Raw genomic sequence first — 16,399 nt, 5'->3', positions numbered from 1 at the left:
CTATAAACTGCCTTCCAACTCATTCTTAAAAGCCTATGAACCGCGCTGATCTCGTTGAAGTCCTGTCCGCCAAACACGACCTGTCCAAGGTCGCCGCTGGTGCCATCCTCGAAACCCTGATCGACACCATCCAGACCGCCGTCAAGAAGGGCGATACCGTCCAGCTGGTCGGCTTCGGTAGTTTCAAGTCGGCAAAGCGTGCGGCACGCACCGGCAAGAACCCGTCCACCGGAGCTGCATTGAAGATTGCGGCATCGACCGTGCCGAAATTCGTGGCTGGTGCAAAGTTCAAGGCTGTAGTCGATCCCAAGGCTGCGAAGCGCAAGGCAGACAAGGCCGGCAAGTAATCTCTCTGGCTCCCAAAGCCAAACAATTCAAAAGACCGCCAAGGCTTGAGGCCTTTGGCGGTTTTTCATTACTAGTGCTACTTTCAAGTGTCGCAGCAGATTCATACACAATGCCTCCATGAATACTTTCTCGAATGCATTCCGCGCAGAAGTTGTGCGCATGGCCCGCAAGGAACTCAAGCCAGAGATCCAGGGTATGCGAAAGGCACTGACATCCCATCGCTCCGAGATAGCCGCGCTGAAGCGTGATGTGAAGGCGCTGACGTCGCAGCTCAAAGCCGCACAGCGACAGGTCAAGGCTCCTGCGAAGGCGGCGGTGGAAGAAGAGACACCCGCGCGCAAAAGCGGCCGCAAATGGGTTTTCAAACCAGAGGCGTTGGTAGCCAAGCGCGCCGAACTGGGCCTCACGGCCAAGGAAATGGCCAAGTTGCTTCAGGCAGGCCACCTTTCGGTTTACCGATGGGAGACTGGCAAGGCATATCCTCGCGCAGCGCAACTGCTGCGAATCCACGAGGTTCTCAACCTGGGCAAGCGCAAAGCCCTGGCTTTGCTGGCCGAGGCCCAGTAGCAGTTTTTGCGCGGCTTCAGCGGCCTCAGGCCGTCTCGCTGGCCTCAAGCACCTTCGTCCCAGAAGAAGATGCACTCCAGCTTCTCGTTGATGTAGTTCGACATCACGGGATGAAGCGGCAGTGTCTGCCCGTTGTGGACATTGCACTGCGTGAAATCAATGCCCTTGGCGTGCGCGGCGCGGCAAGCTGTGATGTACTCGTTCATGAGCCCTGCAAACTCGATGAATGGATGGTTGCCGATCGACACCGCGCTGCGATAGAACGCACCCGACGTCTCCTGCATGCGGCTCAAAGCCACCAAGCGTTCATTGGCATCCATTCTTTCTCTCCGCTTCAATGCTGATGAAGAAAGCATAGCAGGCAGACTTTGCAACTCAGCTTGTTCCATCAGAGCGTAACCACATTGAGCTCGTCACCGAGCACCTCCCTGGCCAGGGGCACCAGGTGATCATGGTGGGTTAGGAAGATCACCTGCATCTTCCTCGACAGCTCACCCAGAACTTGAAGCCCAGCCGCGGTGCGCCGGTCATCGAAGTTGATAAACAGGTCATCCGCGATCAGCGGCATGTTCAGGCCTTGCTCGATCTGCAGCTCCAGGGCCGAGAGACGCAGTGCCAGATACAGCTGGTCCCGGGACCCCTCGCTCATCCCCGATACCTCAACCTGTGCACCATTGGGACGAATCCCGAAGAGCTTGGGTTTCTCGTCAGCGGAGTCAACCAGCAGGCGCTCAAACGAACCCAGGGTCAGGGTGTTGAACGTTGCTGAAGCCTTGGCGAGCATCGGGCCTTGCCTCGTTTCGCGGAATTTCTCCATCGACCATTTCAGCAGGCGGGCTGCCGTGTGCAGCTTGAGGTAGCGCTCGGCCGCATCCGCCATGGATGCCACTGCTTCCTGGCGGCGTGCATCGGCCCTCGCTGCGGCGTCTGTCCCGTCCAGAGCTTCAAAGGCTTTGCGCTGTGTTCCGTGCTGGCTGCTCAACTGGGCGATCTCTTCCACCAGTTGGGCAGATTGCGCGCCCAGTCGCTCGATCTCGGCCATCAGCTCGTCGGGAGCGACGCCTTGCGCCTCTTGGCGGAGTTGGTCCAGGCCCAGTCCATCCCCGCCGTGCACCAGGTCGGACTGGGCTGCACTGACTTTGGCTTCGAACGCCCGGCGCTGTTCGGACTGCTCGGCTGCCGCGGCGAGCGCGTTGATATCGTCCACACCTGCCGTGGCCATCAAGGGCGCCAAGCGCGCGTTTTGAGTCGCTTGGCGCTGCTGGACCTCGGCGAGCTCCGCCTCGACCTGGGCTTGTCTGGCCCGCAGTTCGCGTTGCGTCTTCTCGGACTGCTTGGCGGTCGTGAGACGCGCGAAGAGCTCCTGGGCGATCACGTCGGCATCCTGCTCGACCAAGTCCAGGGCGGCACGCTGAGCAAGGGCCTCTGCGGACGCTTTCAGGTCGGAGAGATCCATCTGCATGGGTTCAATGCGTTCACTGCGAATACTGCGGATCAGGGTCAGCAACCGTTCAACCTCCTGGATTGCTTCGAACTCCGCTTCGATCTGGCCAGCAGTCGCCGCACTCTCGTAGCCTGCGGCTTTCACGGCCGCCTGCCAAGCGGTCTCCCACTCGCTCCACGCTGACTGCGCTTGCTGCACCAAGTTCTGCAGTCTGGGAACGCTGTTTTGGGCGTCGGCCACCTGCTGATCCAGCGCGCTGCGTTGGCCTTGCGCCTGGTCGACAGCGGCCAGCAGCTTGCGTGCTCGCTGCAGGCCATCGTGAAGAGTGGGCATCTCAGTCTCTTCCGCGGCACCGCCCAGCATCGACCAGAGGGCAGTTGCGAGTTCTACACCGGCGGCCACCAGATCCTTGTGCTGCTGTTCGTGTTGGCCCAGTTCGGCACTGATCTCCAGCACTGTCCTGCGCTGGCGTAGCCACGCCGGCGCCATCTCCAGCGGCAGCTGTGGCAGTCCACTCGCCTCCGCCAGGGTTTGCCATTGGCACGTTCGGGCCTCGATCCGGTCATTTGCGGCCTGGAGCCGTGTCTGCTGTCCCTGCAGCTCCAGACGCACATGCTCGATGCGTTCGGCCCTGGACCGGTGGGTCGCTTCATGTTGGACGCGATCAAGCCTGGTATCAGCGAGCCCATCGGCCTTGCCCACCCATTGCTCATAGGCATTGGCCTTGGCGGTCAGCTCGCTTGGCGCGGACTTGATCGCTTGCCATTCCTGGTCTCGTGACCGGCGGGCCTCGTCGACCTGCTCTCGGGTCACCGGTTGGAAGTACTGGACGAACTGCTGCAGCTCCAACTCCAACCGTTGCAATTCCTCTGCCTTTGTCGCTACCGCGTCTTGCAGCGCCTGGGCCTCCGCGACTCCAGTGCGGCCCTCATCCAGCAGGCCCTGCACAACGGTGTCGTCGGGCACAAGCATGCCTGCGAGAGCGTCCGGTTCGGCTCGCCACTTCCCAAGGCCGGCCAGGGCAGTCGCAAGGGACGCCCTCTGTGCATCCGCCTTCTGAGCCAGTTGGGAGACTGCTCCGGCATGGTCGCCGAGCTTCAACGCCTTCTCGACAGTGCCTGCCAGCCCTGGATGTACGTCGCGCGCAACCAGGCGCTCCAGCGCTTGCTGCGCCTGCTCCATCTGCTGCTCGCGATCGGTCAGCGCGGATTGGGCGCTGCGCAGTTGCTGGTTCAATGTGCCTCGCTCTTTGAGCAGGCTCACCAGGCGGCTGCGCGTGGTCGCGGCTGGCAGGCGCTTGCGCACAGCGTCTTCGGTATCGGTCAACCAATCCAGACCGCCGGCGAGTTCTTTCACCCGAGTCCAGTGGGTCTGGATCTCTTCGGTGCGCTTGACGATGTCCGTTCTGTGGCTGCGGTACTGCAGCCTGCGTTCGTTGAGGTCGGTGATATCCGCGGCCAGGGACAGGATGGTCTGGTCGACTTGGATATCCTCCAGGTGGGTGCGCAGCGCAGAGCTCTCCTGTCCCAGGCGATCGCTCTCCGCTCGCGCCAGGGCCATGGCCTGGGCCGCATCCCGAATGGTGGAGGATGCGTTCTCGGGTAGCAGTGGAACGTCGTCATTGAGGCCGAGCGCTTCCTTTTGGGTCTGGGCGGCATCCAGCGCCTGCAGCATGGGCCGCACGCGGCGAATGCGTTCCAGTTGGTTCAGCTGCTGGCGGGTGTCCCGGTCGCGCTGGCGTGCGTCGGCGAGGGCATGTTCGGCGGCAACCAAGGCGTCGTGCTGGGATTTCCAATCCTTAGTCTTAAGCACCGCCTGCTTGAACTGGGTGCCGGCCGCCTCGTAGGCTTCGTGTGCTTGGTGGTAGACCCGGTGGCCGGCCTTTCGGGTTCCCCAGAGGCTGTCCGCTTCGGCTTCCAGCTTCTGCAGGACATCGGCGAGGCCTTCAATGCCTGCGGCCGACTGGAACAGCAGCCGTCCGACATCATCCGACGCCGACAGGATGCCGGCGCCGCCTTCGACGAGCGTGGAGTGGTCCAGCGCATACATGCGCGTAAAGGCCTGGAGCTGCATTCCGCCCAGCCAGGGCTGCAGCACAGCGTCCTGCAATACCGCGTCTTCGGGCGAGCGCACGGTGTTCTTGTTGCCCTTGGTGCGGTCGTAGTTCAGTTGCTGTTGCACTGCCGTGCCCGTTGCCATGCGTTCCAGCACGCCGCCGATCCGCAGCTCGGACATCGGGTGCAGGAACCCTAACGACGTTCGGACGGGAATGCCAAACAGCCAGTCTCCGATGGCCGAGCGGACTGTGGACTTGCCGGCCTCATTGGGTCCCACGATGAGGTGGATGTCCTTTGCCTGCTTGGGCAACGACAGGTGGCGGTCGGTGAATTTTCCGTACCGGATCAGCTTGAGTTCGCGGATGCGCATGGAGGTGTCGAGCTGGGAGGTGAGGTCAGGCTGCGGCGCTGGCGCCAGCTACCCGTGCCATGAGTACGGGGGTGGCCTGGCGGACCCGCTCGGCAATGAGCGATGACTCCGCCTGGCGAAGCTCTGCGAGTTCGAGGGATGCCTGCAGCACGTCGTGCGGAAGCTTTTCCAGCATGGCTTGCCAGTCGGCCTGGAGCGACTGCAGGAATTCCGGATCCGCGTGGGCAGAAGCGGCCAGCTCCTGCAGCGCGTTGAGCGCGTCCTGGGCTTCGCCCTCCAGGCCGGCGGCCTGTGTCGCTGGCGCCGTGGTGTCGACACGCACCTTCTCGATCCAGATGCGGTCGGGGTCGAGCGCCACGGCCTGGGCGATCATCTCCTGGCGCAGTTGCCCCTCGTCGCTGGCCAGCGCCGCGTGGGTCTCGGATTGGCCCGTGAAGCTCACTCGGACCGCCAAGGGCAGGCCGGCAGGCGAGCTGGTGAGCAGGTCCTCCATGGCCTGGCCCGCCAGCCGGACGGCGGTGCGCAAGTCTTTGCAGGCGCTGACATCGATGGCCAAGGCGTGCCAGCGCAGAACGTCGACTTCGACCCGTTCGACCTCGGTGATCTCGCCTCCTTCGGCGCTGACCAGCAGTGCTCCGCGCGGGCCAGTCTCGCGGATGTGGCGGCCTTGCAGGTTGCCCGGGTAAGCAATGGTGGTGTCACCGCGCTCGATCCAGTGCTCGTGCACATGGCCCAGGGCCCAGTACTGGTAGCCCTTGGCCTGCAACTCGGCCACGGAACATGGGGCGTACTTGGCATGCTCGTTGTTGCCTTCGAGAGCGGTGTGCAGCACGCCGATGTTGAGCCAGCCGGCCATGGGCATGGGGTAGCCAGGGAGCAGGTTTTCCGTGGTGGCGGCCACCTTGAAGCTGCGGCCATGCAGGGCAACCTTGAGCGGCTCGATGCGGAAGGTCTCGGCCTTGCGCGAGGCGAAGGCGTGGACGTTGTCCGGGAGTTCCAGGCCCTTGGTCATCTCGCTGTCGGCATCGTGGTTGCCGTAGAGCAGGTACACGGGGATGCCAGCCTGGCGCAGGCGGCCCATCTGGCGTACGAAGAAGAGCCCGGTGTTGAAGTCCTTCCAGTCGCCGTCGTAGACGTCGCCGGCGATGACCATGAAGTCCACTTTCTCGTCGATGGCCACCGTGACCAAGCGCTCGAAGGCATCGCGCGTGGCGGTGCGCAGGCGCTCGGCGGGGGCATCGGGATAGGAGGACAGTCCGCGCAGGGGGCTGTCCAGGTGCAGGTCTGCGGTGTGGATGAATTTCACAAGCGAGTCTCTTGTTGATTGCCCACGGCCGGACTGAGCGACTGCCTCACTTGCGCGGGACGATCTGGATGGTGCCGACGCACGAATCAGGCGGTGGAGCGATCCAGTGGACCCAGACGCCACGCATCCAGGCGCCCAGGTAGATCACGCTCACGAGGAAGATACCCCACTGGTCCGCCTTCCACGCGGCGTAGAACCAGGCGGGCTGGCCCAGCATGCCGAAGATGCAGGCCCAGCGCCGCAGCTTCTCGCTGCGGGCCTGGGACAGCCAAGCGGCGAGGGCGCCGAACAGGGCGATGGCTATCTGGTCGAGTTCCATACAGCGATTGTGCATGACTGGATGAAATCACAGCATCAGATCTCTGGGCGTATCCGTTGAATGCGCGTCCATTCTTCACTCGCGAAAGTGACAGCCGCAGTGCTGTTGATTCCCACTCGGGGCTGACCCACTGACTCCAAAAGGGTCGTCTAGATGGGAATCCGCAGCCAGCATAATCACAATCCATCCGACTCCTGCGCCAACACTGGAACCAGCACATATGGAAACCGAGTCCACCTCGCTAACACTTGAATGGCTCCGCTGGAACTGTCGGCGCATGTTTTTGCGCGCGATGGTCATTGACCTGAAGATTGGCGCGAATGATGACGAGAGAACGGTCGCGCAGCGCGTCCAGTTCGACATAGACGTCTACGTGCCTTTGGTTAAGAGCTCGCCACAAGCAGACAATGTTGAAGAGGTCGTCGAGTACAACATCATGCGACATGCAGTCAGGAACGCGACCTCTGGCGATCACGTTGAGCTGCAAGAAACGGTATGCGACGATATCCTTACAAGGCTGCTTGCGGAGCACGATGTTGTTGCCGCACGGGTGCAAATGCAAAAGCTTCGCATCTACCGAGAGTGCGATGGAGTAGGAGTCGAAGCCTTTCGTGCCAAGCCTCTGCCATGACTAGCTGACACGCAACTAAACGGTTCGATGTCACGTCTGGGGTCCGTGTGGCGCCCATCTGCGATTACGGGAGAGGCTTGAGCAGAGTGGCGTTGAATGCGCGTGATGGATCGGCAGGAACCGAAGATAGTAGTTGCTCTATGAGCCGCTCAAGCCGGCCTCGATGCCATGTTCATGTCTATCCATAGATGCCTGATGTCGATGTTCCCCAAATCTCTAGCCCGCGCATGCTGGGACTGAAACAAAGCTAAGCCATCTGGGCTTTCTAGTTTCTGGCTTCGGATCAGGTCCGCAGAGGACCAGCCGTGTTCCTTGGTGGCATCAAGATCTGCGATCCAAGAGTTTAAGCGGTCATGCCACACAGTTGACGAATCCGCTTGCACATACCCGATCATGGCGGCAAGACGATGCTCCGCACCATGATTGCCCGCCTTGAATCGCTGGATGCCTCCAGTCGTAGCCTTTCTATCGACCACGTATTCGCGCTCATCACGGCGCCCATCTCTGGGAATCGGCAGACGCTTGCACTCTATGGGCAACAGCGAGTCGAAATGGGTGCATCGGCGGCCGCCGATCCAGAGCGTTGGGCCGCAAGGCGAGGCAACTAGGTCAATTTTTCGGCCACGTCTTTGCTCATCCGGTTCTTCGACTCGAAACTGCAGAATGTCCCACCCGTTTGAGAGGCGAGCAGCGACATTGAGATGGCCGCAGAGCTGGGACGTCAGTGCGGTTTCCGCAGTCTGGCTTTTTCGATCAGGGCTGTCCCTCCAGCGAGGCAACTCCGCGGCGATGAAGTCGATCAGCCGGACCAATGACTCCGAAGGCAGATGGATGCCCGGCTGCAATGAGCCAATCTGGACATATCGATCAAAGGAGTCTGCCAACATGGTTGGGAATCAAAATCCTTGGTCCCGAAGGTCCGCCAGCGTCTCGTCTGCATCGCGCAAAGCCACGGAACGCAGCCAGAAACGCTTGCGGTCCGGCTTAAGGAGAAAGATGAAATTGCCGTCGTATATGCGTGCGATTCGAGTTACCTGAAGCGATTGCCCTTGCCCATCACGCAGCAACGACTCAAGTTTCCCGCGAAGTGCGTCTGCGCCTACCCAGTCGATCTGACCGGAACCAAACGAGAAAGGCTGGCAAATAACTCCAGGCCAGTGCTGCGGGTTGAGAACTCGTAGCGGCATCTTCCCGTACACGGCATCTACCTGGCGCTTGAAGACGTCGGTGAATGCCTCTACAGAACTGCGCGCGCTGCTCTTCATCACTTCAGAGTCCTCGCCCAACCGAACCAAATCGCGGTAGTGGTCCACGATGTCATCGACTAGGATCGCTTCGTTCGAACTGAGATCGACGCCTCCTTGTTCGGGGTATGGGATCGAAAAAACGTCGTCTGCTTGAAGCGCGGTAGCCTTTTGAACAAATAGCCGAGGGCTAACTAGCGCTACATAGGCCTGCAGAACTCGGCGTTGCGTCGCAATCCAGCGGTCGATTTTTTGCAGTTCTGGGAGGTCGCGGCTGGGCGCGCAAAAGCCCACAATTTGCTGCCCATAAGTAAGGCCTGACTTTGTCCAAAGCCCGTGGTGAACATCCATGTGCTCTCGCACTAACAGCATGGGCGGCGTGTACCGGCTTTTGGGCCTGCGCTGATTGAACAGTTTGGGCGTTGCAGTGGCTATTTGGCTGGCGTCGATCCCGTCTTTGGTCAGCGCTTCAGATGGCAGATACTTCTTGCCGGTGATGTAGTCGGCTGGCACCAAGGTACCACTCTTACCTTCGATGAAGCCCTCGCCGGCATCCCACCCCTTTTCGTTCGCAAATTCACCTAAAGTACGAAAACCTCCCAACCGGTCGGCTAGTCCCAGCATGCGCCCGCCGCCAAGCAGGTTGGCTCGCCACACGCGGTCATTGGTCAGTGCGATTTCTCGAGGAATCCAGTGTAGATCGTAGTAGTCGAGGTCGAACCCTTGCTCTGCATCTGAGCGGCTGCTGCGTCGGATCGTTGCGTGTAATATCTTTCGACCGGCGCTCGCAGACCTGGACTCTGCAACAACGATCACGACCTTCGTGTCTGCCTTACCCTTTTGGAAAAGGCCTCGGACGGAAATGAAGTCGAGTATCTCCCTGACGTCCCAGCGCTTCATGAAGTCGCGGCGGAACTGAAGAGACTGCTGGTTGTAGAGAAAGTTGTACTGCTGAAGCATGCTCAGCACGCCACCTTCTGCCACCAGCTCCATCGCTTCATGAAGAAACAGGTAAGCAATCTGCTTATCTGGCAGTTTCCCGTTTTCCGCGTTGTAGCGCTCGTAGCTGCGTTCCGCTCCTGGAGTGCTCAGTCTCGAGGTAAAAGGCGGATTTCCGAGGATGATGCCCACTGGCCCCTCGATGAGCCCCTGCTCCTTCGCCTCAAAGAAGCAGGAGTGACGCAACGTCTTACCTGCCAACTGTGGAAAGAGTTTGATGCTTGAGCGGATAGCCTCTGGCTCGAGCGCATCGCAAAGCGCAAGGCACAGGCTGAACGCAGCCAGTTCAATCGCACCTTCCTCACGGTCAATGCCGTGCACAGACCTGAGCAGGCTCTTGAGTACCGCGACGCCTGGCTTCTGCCACCCGTTCCGACTTCGCCAATGCAAAACAAGCCGTCGGTAGGCCTCCACCAAGAAAACGCCCGAACCGCAGGCTGGATCCAGAACAATCTCGGCTCGCTCATGAAGACGGTCCAGCCGCTCCCAACTCATTGCCTCTTCAAGCATCAGCCGAACCATGAACGGCGGTGTGTAGACAGAGCTTCCGCTGTCCTGCACAAACATCTGATAGATGTGGCTGATCAGCTCGACAGGCAAATCCTTAAACGAGTACAGCTCCCAAAGAGTGAGTTGGCCGCCAAGCTCCTCGCGGCTTTCAATGAGTCGTGAAAACTTGCTGAGCTGTTGACTACTTCTGAGTCGTTCCAGATCGGCATTGGTAAAGGAGAAGACGTGCCCATTGAACCGCTTTTCGAGGTCCCCGAGCAGTGCCACGAGCGCCGGTCCGCTGGCAAGTACCTGGAAGAACCTCTCTGCCCCTGGCAGGAAGCGCGAGAAATAGCCATCCTTGAAGACTTCTCGCTGCTCAAGGTACGCGACAAGGAGCGACAGGATCAGCAGCTTGCGACGCAGATGCTTAAGGAGTATTCCTTCATCATTCAACTCCTCGCTCAGCTCTTCGATCGCCTTGATGAGCCTTTTATGCGCGGACTTAGTTGGCGACAAAAGTACTTTGCAAACCGCATTGTCGTCCCACAGAGTTCCATTGCGAAGTCGCTCTGCGTTCCACCATGGGTCGCTTGCGATTGCTGAAGCCAAGCCCAGCGTGCTGATGGGCTTACATACAAGTTCTCCAGAGGGAGAAATGAAATCGGGACCGTGAGCGCATCGAAAGAGCTGCAGTTGCCCTGGAAGCTTGCGATAAATCAGCGGAACTCCACCCCAGTTCCAAAGCTTCTTATGGATTGCCGCGAACTCAAGGTCTTGCTCCGGACCAGCAGCGACGAATACGAAAGCCTGCGGCACCGGGCTCCTCCCGTTGCGGCTGCCTTCAAAGAAAACTGCTTGTGCGCCGTACTCGCGCGCCTTCTCCATCAGAACCACCTCTTCCGGAGGCCGATTCTCGCGCTGATAGGATGCGAGATGAACGAGACCTTCCACAGAACCGTCGGCCACGTCCAGGCAGTCCCACCAGGGAGTACAGCCAGCTTCGTTCAGCATTCCACCCTCGCGCCATGCATAGCTACTATGTGACTCACAGTGCCACCGAAATGCCGGCTGAGCGGTCTGCGCGAGCCGGCCGCACCAAGATCTCGACGCACTGATCCAGCGAAACGAGTGCCTGCATGAGGCGCTGGAGCGAAATATTCTGCAGCTTGTAACGTCGCACCTGGGAAATTTTGGGCTGAGTCATTCCGGTAAGGTGGGCGGCTTCTGTTTGGCTAAGCCCACGCCTGTCGAGCAGCAGGTTCAGCTTGGCAGCAAGAACTGCTTTTGCCGCCGGCTCTTCAGCGTCGCTAGGACTGATCACCGTCGAGCGAATCCAGCGGCCAGTAGTGGCGTCCCCATGCGTCATCAGCTCGCTTCTTTTCGACCTGATCGACGTTCTTTGCGGTTGAGTCATCGCCACTCCATCTATTCGCAAGTACTTCGGTATCGCAATTATACCCGAACAGGTATACATAAGGAGGGCTCTGAGCGCATTTAACTTCCAGTAAAAACAGTCCCCATGACCCGCTGAGGGACGAGTTGCTGAAGATTCAGCGCGCCGACCGTTTTTCTCTAGTTATTTAGTAACTATCTGTATATTCTCCTCCATAGTTTAATTGAGGGCTTCTTATGAGCGTTGTGGATTCGCGGTACGACAGGTTGGACCCAACAACAAAAACGCTTCAAGACGAAGTAGTTCTTGCTCAAGCTTGGAAGAAGACACACACATTCATTCGGCGGCACAACTGGTATGCCGACGTTTTGGAGCTTGACGCCTCTGGAATTTGCCTTTCCGAAAATCTAGCCGAGTGGTCCGCCGATATTGCGAAAGGCGACTACAAGACATCTCCTGCATGGCTCGTTCCCGCACCGAAAAATGCGTTGTGGTGTTTCCGATCTGAGTCACAAGGTGGGTGGCAGCCGAGGCTGGCCGAAAGCGACCCAGCGCCGGTATTGCGTCCACTGGCTCACATCGGGGTGCGGGAGCAAACGGTTGCCACGGCTGTCATGCTGTGCCTCGCGGACTGCATCGAATCAGCGCAGGGTGACACGTCCCTTCCTTCGGAGACCGCTGCGAAGAAAAAAGTCTACAGCTATGGTAACCGCCTCTTCTGCAATTGGAACAACGACCACACCATTGCATCGTTCGCATGGGGCAACTCGAACACCTACAGCAGGTATTTCCAAGACTACCAAAAGTATGTCGAAAGACCTCTGACAGTCGCCAAAGGGGTGGAAGTCGACGCGGACGGCAAGGTGTTCATTGTCAGCCTCGACCTTAGCGCCTTCTTCGACAACATCGACATACCGTTGCTGGTGAAAAAGTTGGAAGCTGCTTATCGCACTTTCCGCAACAATTCTGAGGAACACCGATTGCCCGCAGACAATGCATTCTGGGAAACGACACGGCGGTCATTGACCTTTGAATGGCGAGATGAGGACCACCTCTTGCAAGCACTGTTCCGGGAAGGCAAGCTTCCCCGTGGGCTCCCCCAAGGATTGGTTGCGAGCGGCTTCTTCGCAAATGCTTACCTCCTCGACTTCGACCGCGCGTTGGGCGCTTTCATTGACCGCAAGCCTCGCGGAAAGACCTTCCGGGTTCATGACTACTGTCGCTATGTGGACGACCTGAAGCTCGTCATTTCAGTCGATAGCGCCGAGGATGCGCCGCATGGCCTTGCGAAACTTGGCAGAGAAATTAGCGCATGGGTTCAAGGCCTGCTCGATAAGCACACAACGCCATCCAGTTCCAGCGGTAGCCCCTTGCGGCTGAACCAAGACAAAACCCAGCTGGAATCTCTTGTTGAGATCGGCACCGAGTCTGGGATAGGGGCCCGCATGAAGGCGCTTCAGCAGCAACTGAGCGGTCCGTTCGATTTGGACTCTCTGCGCCAGGCGGAAGCAGGCCTCAACGGCCTCTTGTCCTTGGCCGAGCTTGGTCTCATCGAAGAGGTCAAGCCAGGATTGGGAAGCCTTCGTCTGGCGACCGTAGCTTCGCTGAAGCACGAAGTGAGAGACGATACGCTCACGCGTTTTTCGGCCTATCGTTTGGTACGCTCCCTACGTCAACGGCGGGGGATGACGGATCCGACGGAAACACTCGATGGAGAGCGCGCGATCGATGCTTTGCGACATGATTTCCAGGCCGCTTCGCGGCGATTAGTGTCAGCATGGGCTATGAATCCATCCCTGGTGCAGGTGCTCAGATATGCGCTCGATCTATGGCCTAGCATTGAGCTCCTGAAACCCGTGGAGGAAGCACTTCTAAGCAAGCTGCAAAGCGCCAGATACGATTCAGAGTTTGGGCGCAGAGTTGCGTTCTACATTCTTGCAGATCTATTCAGGGCAGGAGCCACCGAGACCGGACGGGAGGCCATGAAGGACCAGATCTTCGACAGCGCAGAGGTGGATGGCTACCGGTCCGCGCTAGCTGATCTCGCAACACGCGCGCTTACTATCAGTGAAGTGCCCTGGTACGTCCAACAACAAGCCAGCCTCTTTCTGGCATCGGTTCGACAAGCCGCAGCGCTGCCCGATGGTGCGCCGGAGCTCCGATTCCATAGGGCCTTGCACATGTTCGGCCGGGCAAAGTCTTTCGCAGAGGGCGTCACCGCCGAAGAGGAAGTCGTCGTTTCGTTAGTCGGGCATCAGCTTTTCGGGGATGAAACACACTATGTGCGCTGGTTCATCAACTATGGCGATGCTTGGCAAAGAAAGCAAATCTCTAGGGCATGGCTGATCGTGTCCCAGAATTCGCCATCACTGCTGAGGCATTTGCTGAAGTCAAAACGCAATGCTATGGCGTCGTTGATCGAGTGGGCGCCCAAGCACCTGAGGAGGTTTGAGGAGTGCCGCTGGTCCGACGGCGACGCCCCTATTCCAACAAAGAAATGGTTGCCGCTTCTAACGGTCATAACTCATCCCTCACAAATTTTTAGCCAAGAGAATGCGCTGCTTAAACTTGCGGAGGCCCTAGGAAATTCGAAATCGATACGAACATCTGAACCCGAGCTGCTCACACCGTTGAATGTTCAGATCCGGTCAGACGACTGGCGGATGTTGAGTAACCCCAACCTCGCGACGCTTGAAGCACAGGCCACCGAGACACTGAAGACGTCGGACGGAACTTATGACACTCCTGCGTGGTGTCCGCCACAAGATGCCTGGATGTATGCTTTCGGTCGTTTGCTGAGAGCCGCGGCGACAGGGGAACCAGACTTCACCGCGCGTCACTGGCTCGCAAGCGAAGACACGGGCTGGTACAACGGCCTCAAGAGCACATGGCAAAAGCGCCGAATGGGAATGCTGCACTCCGCAGAAGGTCTGAGAGGTACCACTGCAGCTATAACACCCTGGTTCTCTGACCTCTTACTGCATCTCTTGCGATGGCCGGGCGTGGCCGAGCGGCAAGACCAGGAGGCTTCCATCATCGCAACGCGGCGAGACTTTAGCCGCGTTATTAGGGGGCGTCTGGAAGCACAGAAGGCTCTCTACGGTGGCAGCAGCCAGCTGCCGATCTATCGCTACCCTGTGGAGTGGCCACTTGATGCCACCCGTGGCCTGCGCGTTGCAATGGTTCAGGGTCTAATGCCTCTCCATCATCACTTCAACGATGGGTTGTCAGGCCTTGAAGTTGCCGGTTACCGCGAAAAGCATCGCAACCATACCGCCGCCTTGCTGCACCTCACACACAAACACCTCACTGCACGCGACTATGTTCTCGGAAAGTCGGACAAACCGCACTTCGACCTGGTCGTTTTTCCAGAGCTGAGCATTCATGTAGACGACCAGGACCTCATGCGGGGGTTCTCAGATGCCACCGGAGCCATGTTGTTCTATGGATTGTTGTCCGCTCAAGAGCCTGTAAGCAATGAACCTATCAATGCCGCTAGATGGCTGGTCCCGCAGCGGCGAGCAGGCCGGCGGTCGTGGGTGGAGGTTGACCAAGGAAAGCTCAACCTCACCCCTGAGGAGCATGCATTGGGGATAAAGCCGTGGCGACCGTATCAAGTCATCGTTGAACTTCGCGACCCGACCAATGCGTCGAAGAAGCCATACCGGTTAACGGGCTCAATCTGCTTTGACGCAACCGATCTTTCGCTCGCGGCGGACCTTCGCAACGAAAGTCACATGTACGTTGTCTCAGCGATGAACAAGGACGTCAAGACCTTCGATGGCATGGTCGCCGCCCTGAGGTATCACATGTACCAACACATCTTGATCGCAAACATCGGGGAGTTTGGAGGGTCAACCGCTCAAGCGCCCTACGACAAGGAACATCAACGGCTAATTTCGCATTCACACGGAGGCAATCAACTAGCGATATCCGTTTTCGACGTGCGCTTAGAGGATTTTGGGCCAGAGCTTGAGGCAGCCCAACCAGGTGTAGAGAAATGGAAGAAGATAAAGGAGCGCATCGGCAAGGCGCCGCCTGCCGGTTTGCATCGTAAGTAGATCGGTAATTCGCGAAACACCTCTCTGTTAGCAAACCACGCGGGTACCCACCAGACAGACCTCAATTACGCTCGTCGCGTGAAGCCTGCTCAAGTTCCGGCTACGATGTCTCAGGGCGGCAAAGAGCTTACAGTGGACAAAATTACGAGGGATCCACAAAGTCTCATCTGAACACGGGCGGCAGGATGTTCGGCCTTGGTCGGGTTTGTCGTGCCTGATCACCGGCCCGCCAGCCTGGATCACCTGATGGATGCAAACAATTTTCGGAAGAAGCATGCGAGTATGTTTCACGACTGGCAATACGTGTATTCGATGTTCTGCCGGTTTGAATCAAAGATAGGCCCCAAACCAGCATCCCATCATGCGTCTGGCAATACTGACTGGTGGCTCTAAGGGCCTTGGCCTCGCGCTCTGCGAAGCGCTTGCTGGGCGCGGCTACCGCGTCCTTGAGTTTTCTCGTAGCGCTCCTCACATCTATTCGGTGAGAGTAGATCTTTCCTCACCGAGTGGCAGCCAACAAATCGTAGCTGCCGCACTCGCCTTGCTTGGCGACGGACACATAGAAGAACTACTTGTCATCAACAATGCCGGAACGCTCGACCCGATCGGTCCGGCCTCTCGCAAACACCGAGACGCAATACTGGGCAATCTGAATACGAACTTCACGTCCGCGATTCTCGTCTTGACAGAAATTGTGGCTCACTTCCAAGCTACCGAATGCCGAAAGGTACTGGCCAATATTTCGTCAGGAGCAGCACAGAAAGGCTATGCGGGCTGGTCGCTGTACTGTGCAGCGAAGGCGGGTATGGAGAACTACATCCGCGCACTGGCCCTTGAGCAGCAGGCCGAGCCTCACCCATTCATTCCAGTCAACATTGACCCCGGCGTCATTGACACCGACATGCAAGCCCTCATCCGTGGTTCGTCGGCATCTGATTTCCCGGAGATCGAGCGTTTTATCAAGCGAAAGGGACAAGGTGCACTCGTGTCGCCCGCGATAGTCGCCGCTGCTGCCTGTCGTATCCTCGAATTACCATCGCTCTCCTATGGCGCGCGCTATGAAGTTGGAGACCATGGGGTCTAATCCAAGAACCTCCGCTCCAGAAGTACCCCCCGGCCGCTCTTGGCCGGCTGCTGAAGTCCGGCGTTGGAGCTGGGGAGCAGCTAC

Annotated in this window: 12 protein-coding genes; 5 read left to right on the top strand and 7 right to left on the bottom strand. The window is 58.7% G+C overall.

Features of this window, described 5'->3' with window-relative positions:
- The first annotated feature begins 35 nt into the window (after positions 1-35).
- Positions 36-347, top strand: coding sequence for an HU family DNA-binding protein (locus tag AC0IZS_RS15890; protein WP_471636485.1), 312 nt, complete (start codon positions 36-38; stop codon positions 345-347).
- A gap of 118 nt (positions 348-465) precedes the next feature.
- Positions 466-915, top strand: a complete 450-nt coding sequence (locus tag AC0IZS_RS15885) for a helix-turn-helix domain-containing protein (protein WP_471636484.1) — start codon at positions 466-468, stop codon at positions 913-915.
- Between the two features lie 44 nt (positions 916-959).
- Here the strand turns inward: AC0IZS_RS15885 and AC0IZS_RS15880 are convergent, their stop codons facing one another.
- The 4 genes from AC0IZS_RS15880 to AC0IZS_RS15865 all read right to left on the bottom strand — a co-directional run bounded on the left by AC0IZS_RS15880 (position 960) and on the right by AC0IZS_RS15865 (position 6,411).
- Positions 960-1,235: a hypothetical protein gene (locus AC0IZS_RS15880; RefSeq protein ID WP_471636483.1), complete on the bottom strand. Its 276-nt coding sequence runs from the start codon at positions 1,233-1,235 to the stop codon at positions 960-962.
- A 68-nt stretch (positions 1,236-1,303) separates the two neighbouring features.
- On the bottom strand, positions 1,304-4,786 hold the full coding sequence (locus AC0IZS_RS15875) for an AAA family ATPase (protein ID WP_471636482.1): 3,483 nt from the start codon (positions 4,784-4,786) through the stop codon (positions 1,304-1,306).
- 25 nt (positions 4,787-4,811) lie between these two features.
- Positions 4,812-6,092 carry a metallophosphoesterase family protein gene (locus tag AC0IZS_RS15870; RefSeq protein ID WP_471636481.1) on the bottom strand — a complete coding sequence of 427 codons (1,281 nt, stop codon included), beginning with the start codon at positions 6,090-6,092 and terminating at the stop codon, positions 4,812-4,814.
- Between the two features lie 46 nt (positions 6,093-6,138).
- Positions 6,139-6,411: a hypothetical protein gene (locus tag AC0IZS_RS15865; RefSeq protein WP_471639537.1), complete on the bottom strand. Its 273-nt coding sequence runs from the start codon at positions 6,409-6,411 to the stop codon at positions 6,139-6,141.
- 220 nt (positions 6,412-6,631) lie between these two features.
- On the opposite strand from AC0IZS_RS15865, the gene AC0IZS_RS15860 reads away from it, so the two are divergent.
- Positions 6,632-7,042, top strand: coding sequence for a dihydroneopterin aldolase (locus tag AC0IZS_RS15860; RefSeq protein WP_471636480.1), 411 nt, complete (start codon positions 6,632-6,634; stop codon positions 7,040-7,042).
- Between the two features lie 149 nt (positions 7,043-7,191).
- On the opposite strand, the gene AC0IZS_RS15855 is transcribed toward AC0IZS_RS15860, so the two are convergent.
- Genes AC0IZS_RS15855 through AC0IZS_RS15845 form a run of 3 tightly spaced genes read right to left on the bottom strand, consistent with a single transcriptional unit; the run spans position 7,192 to position 11,143 of the window.
- The gene (locus tag AC0IZS_RS15855; RefSeq protein WP_471636479.1) at positions 7,192-7,929 is read right to left on the bottom strand and encodes a hypothetical protein; all 738 of its coding nucleotides are present in this window, start codon (positions 7,927-7,929) and stop codon (positions 7,192-7,194) included.
- Positions 7,930-7,938: 9 nt separating this feature from the next.
- Positions 7,939-10,788 carry an HsdM family class I SAM-dependent methyltransferase gene (locus AC0IZS_RS15850; RefSeq protein ID WP_471636478.1) on the bottom strand — a complete coding sequence of 950 codons (2,850 nt, stop codon included), beginning with the start codon at positions 10,786-10,788 and terminating at the stop codon, positions 7,939-7,941.
- Between the two features lie 34 nt (positions 10,789-10,822).
- Positions 10,823-11,143, bottom strand: coding sequence for a helix-turn-helix domain-containing protein (locus AC0IZS_RS15845; RefSeq protein ID WP_471639536.1), 321 nt, complete (start codon positions 11,141-11,143; stop codon positions 10,823-10,825).
- 263 nt (positions 11,144-11,406) lie between these two features.
- Here AC0IZS_RS15845 and AC0IZS_RS15840 point away from each other — a divergent pair, with 263 nt between their 5' ends.
- On the top strand, positions 11,407-15,231 hold the full coding sequence (locus AC0IZS_RS15840) for an RNA-directed DNA polymerase (protein ID WP_471636477.1): 3,825 nt from the start codon (positions 11,407-11,409) through the stop codon (positions 15,229-15,231).
- Between the two features lie 361 nt (positions 15,232-15,592).
- Positions 15,593-16,315 (top strand): SDR family NAD(P)-dependent oxidoreductase, encoded by a 723-nt coding sequence (locus AC0IZS_RS15835; RefSeq protein WP_471636476.1) that lies wholly within the window; start codon positions 15,593-15,595, stop codon positions 16,313-16,315.
- Positions 16,316-16,399: the final 84 nt, after the last annotated feature.

This window comes from Acidovorax sp. AC410, assembly GCF_979253235.1.
Note: the sequence above shows the minus strand (reverse complement) of the source record. Positions and strands in the feature narration are given on the sequence as shown.

Excerpts from the sequence above, each read along its gene's own strand:
- AC0IZS_RS15840 (WP_471636477.1), top strand. The coding sequence starts at position 11,407 with ATGAGCGTTGTGGATTCGCGGTACGACAGGTTGGACCCAACAACAAAA.
- AC0IZS_RS15860 (WP_471636480.1), top strand. The coding sequence starts at position 6,632 with ATGGAAACCGAGTCCACCTCGCTAACACTTGAATGGCTCCGCTGGAAC.
- AC0IZS_RS15865 (WP_471639537.1), bottom strand. The coding sequence starts at position 6,411 with ATGGAACTCGACCAGATAGCCATCGCCCTGTTCGGCGCCCTCGCCGCT.
- AC0IZS_RS15855 (WP_471636479.1), bottom strand. The coding sequence starts at position 7,929 with ATGTTGGCAGACTCCTTTGATCGATATGTCCAGATTGGCTCATTGCAG.
- AC0IZS_RS15890 (WP_471636485.1), top strand. The coding sequence starts at position 36 with ATGAACCGCGCTGATCTCGTTGAAGTCCTGTCCGCCAAACACGACCTG.
- AC0IZS_RS15885 (WP_471636484.1), top strand. The coding sequence starts at position 466 with ATGAATACTTTCTCGAATGCATTCCGCGCAGAAGTTGTGCGCATGGCC.
- AC0IZS_RS15835 (WP_471636476.1), top strand. The coding sequence starts at position 15,593 with ATGCGTCTGGCAATACTGACTGGTGGCTCTAAGGGCCTTGGCCTCGCG.
- AC0IZS_RS15845 (WP_471639536.1), bottom strand. The coding sequence starts at position 11,143 with ATGACGCATGGGGACGCCACTACTGGCCGCTGGATTCGCTCGACGGTG.
- AC0IZS_RS15875 (WP_471636482.1), bottom strand. The coding sequence starts at position 4,786 with ATGCGCATCCGCGAACTCAAGCTGATCCGGTACGGAAAATTCACCGAC.
- AC0IZS_RS15850 (WP_471636478.1), bottom strand. The coding sequence starts at position 10,788 with ATGCTGAACGAAGCTGGCTGTACTCCCTGGTGGGACTGCCTGGACGTG.
- AC0IZS_RS15880 (WP_471636483.1), bottom strand. The coding sequence starts at position 1,235 with ATGGATGCCAATGAACGCTTGGTGGCTTTGAGCCGCATGCAGGAGACG.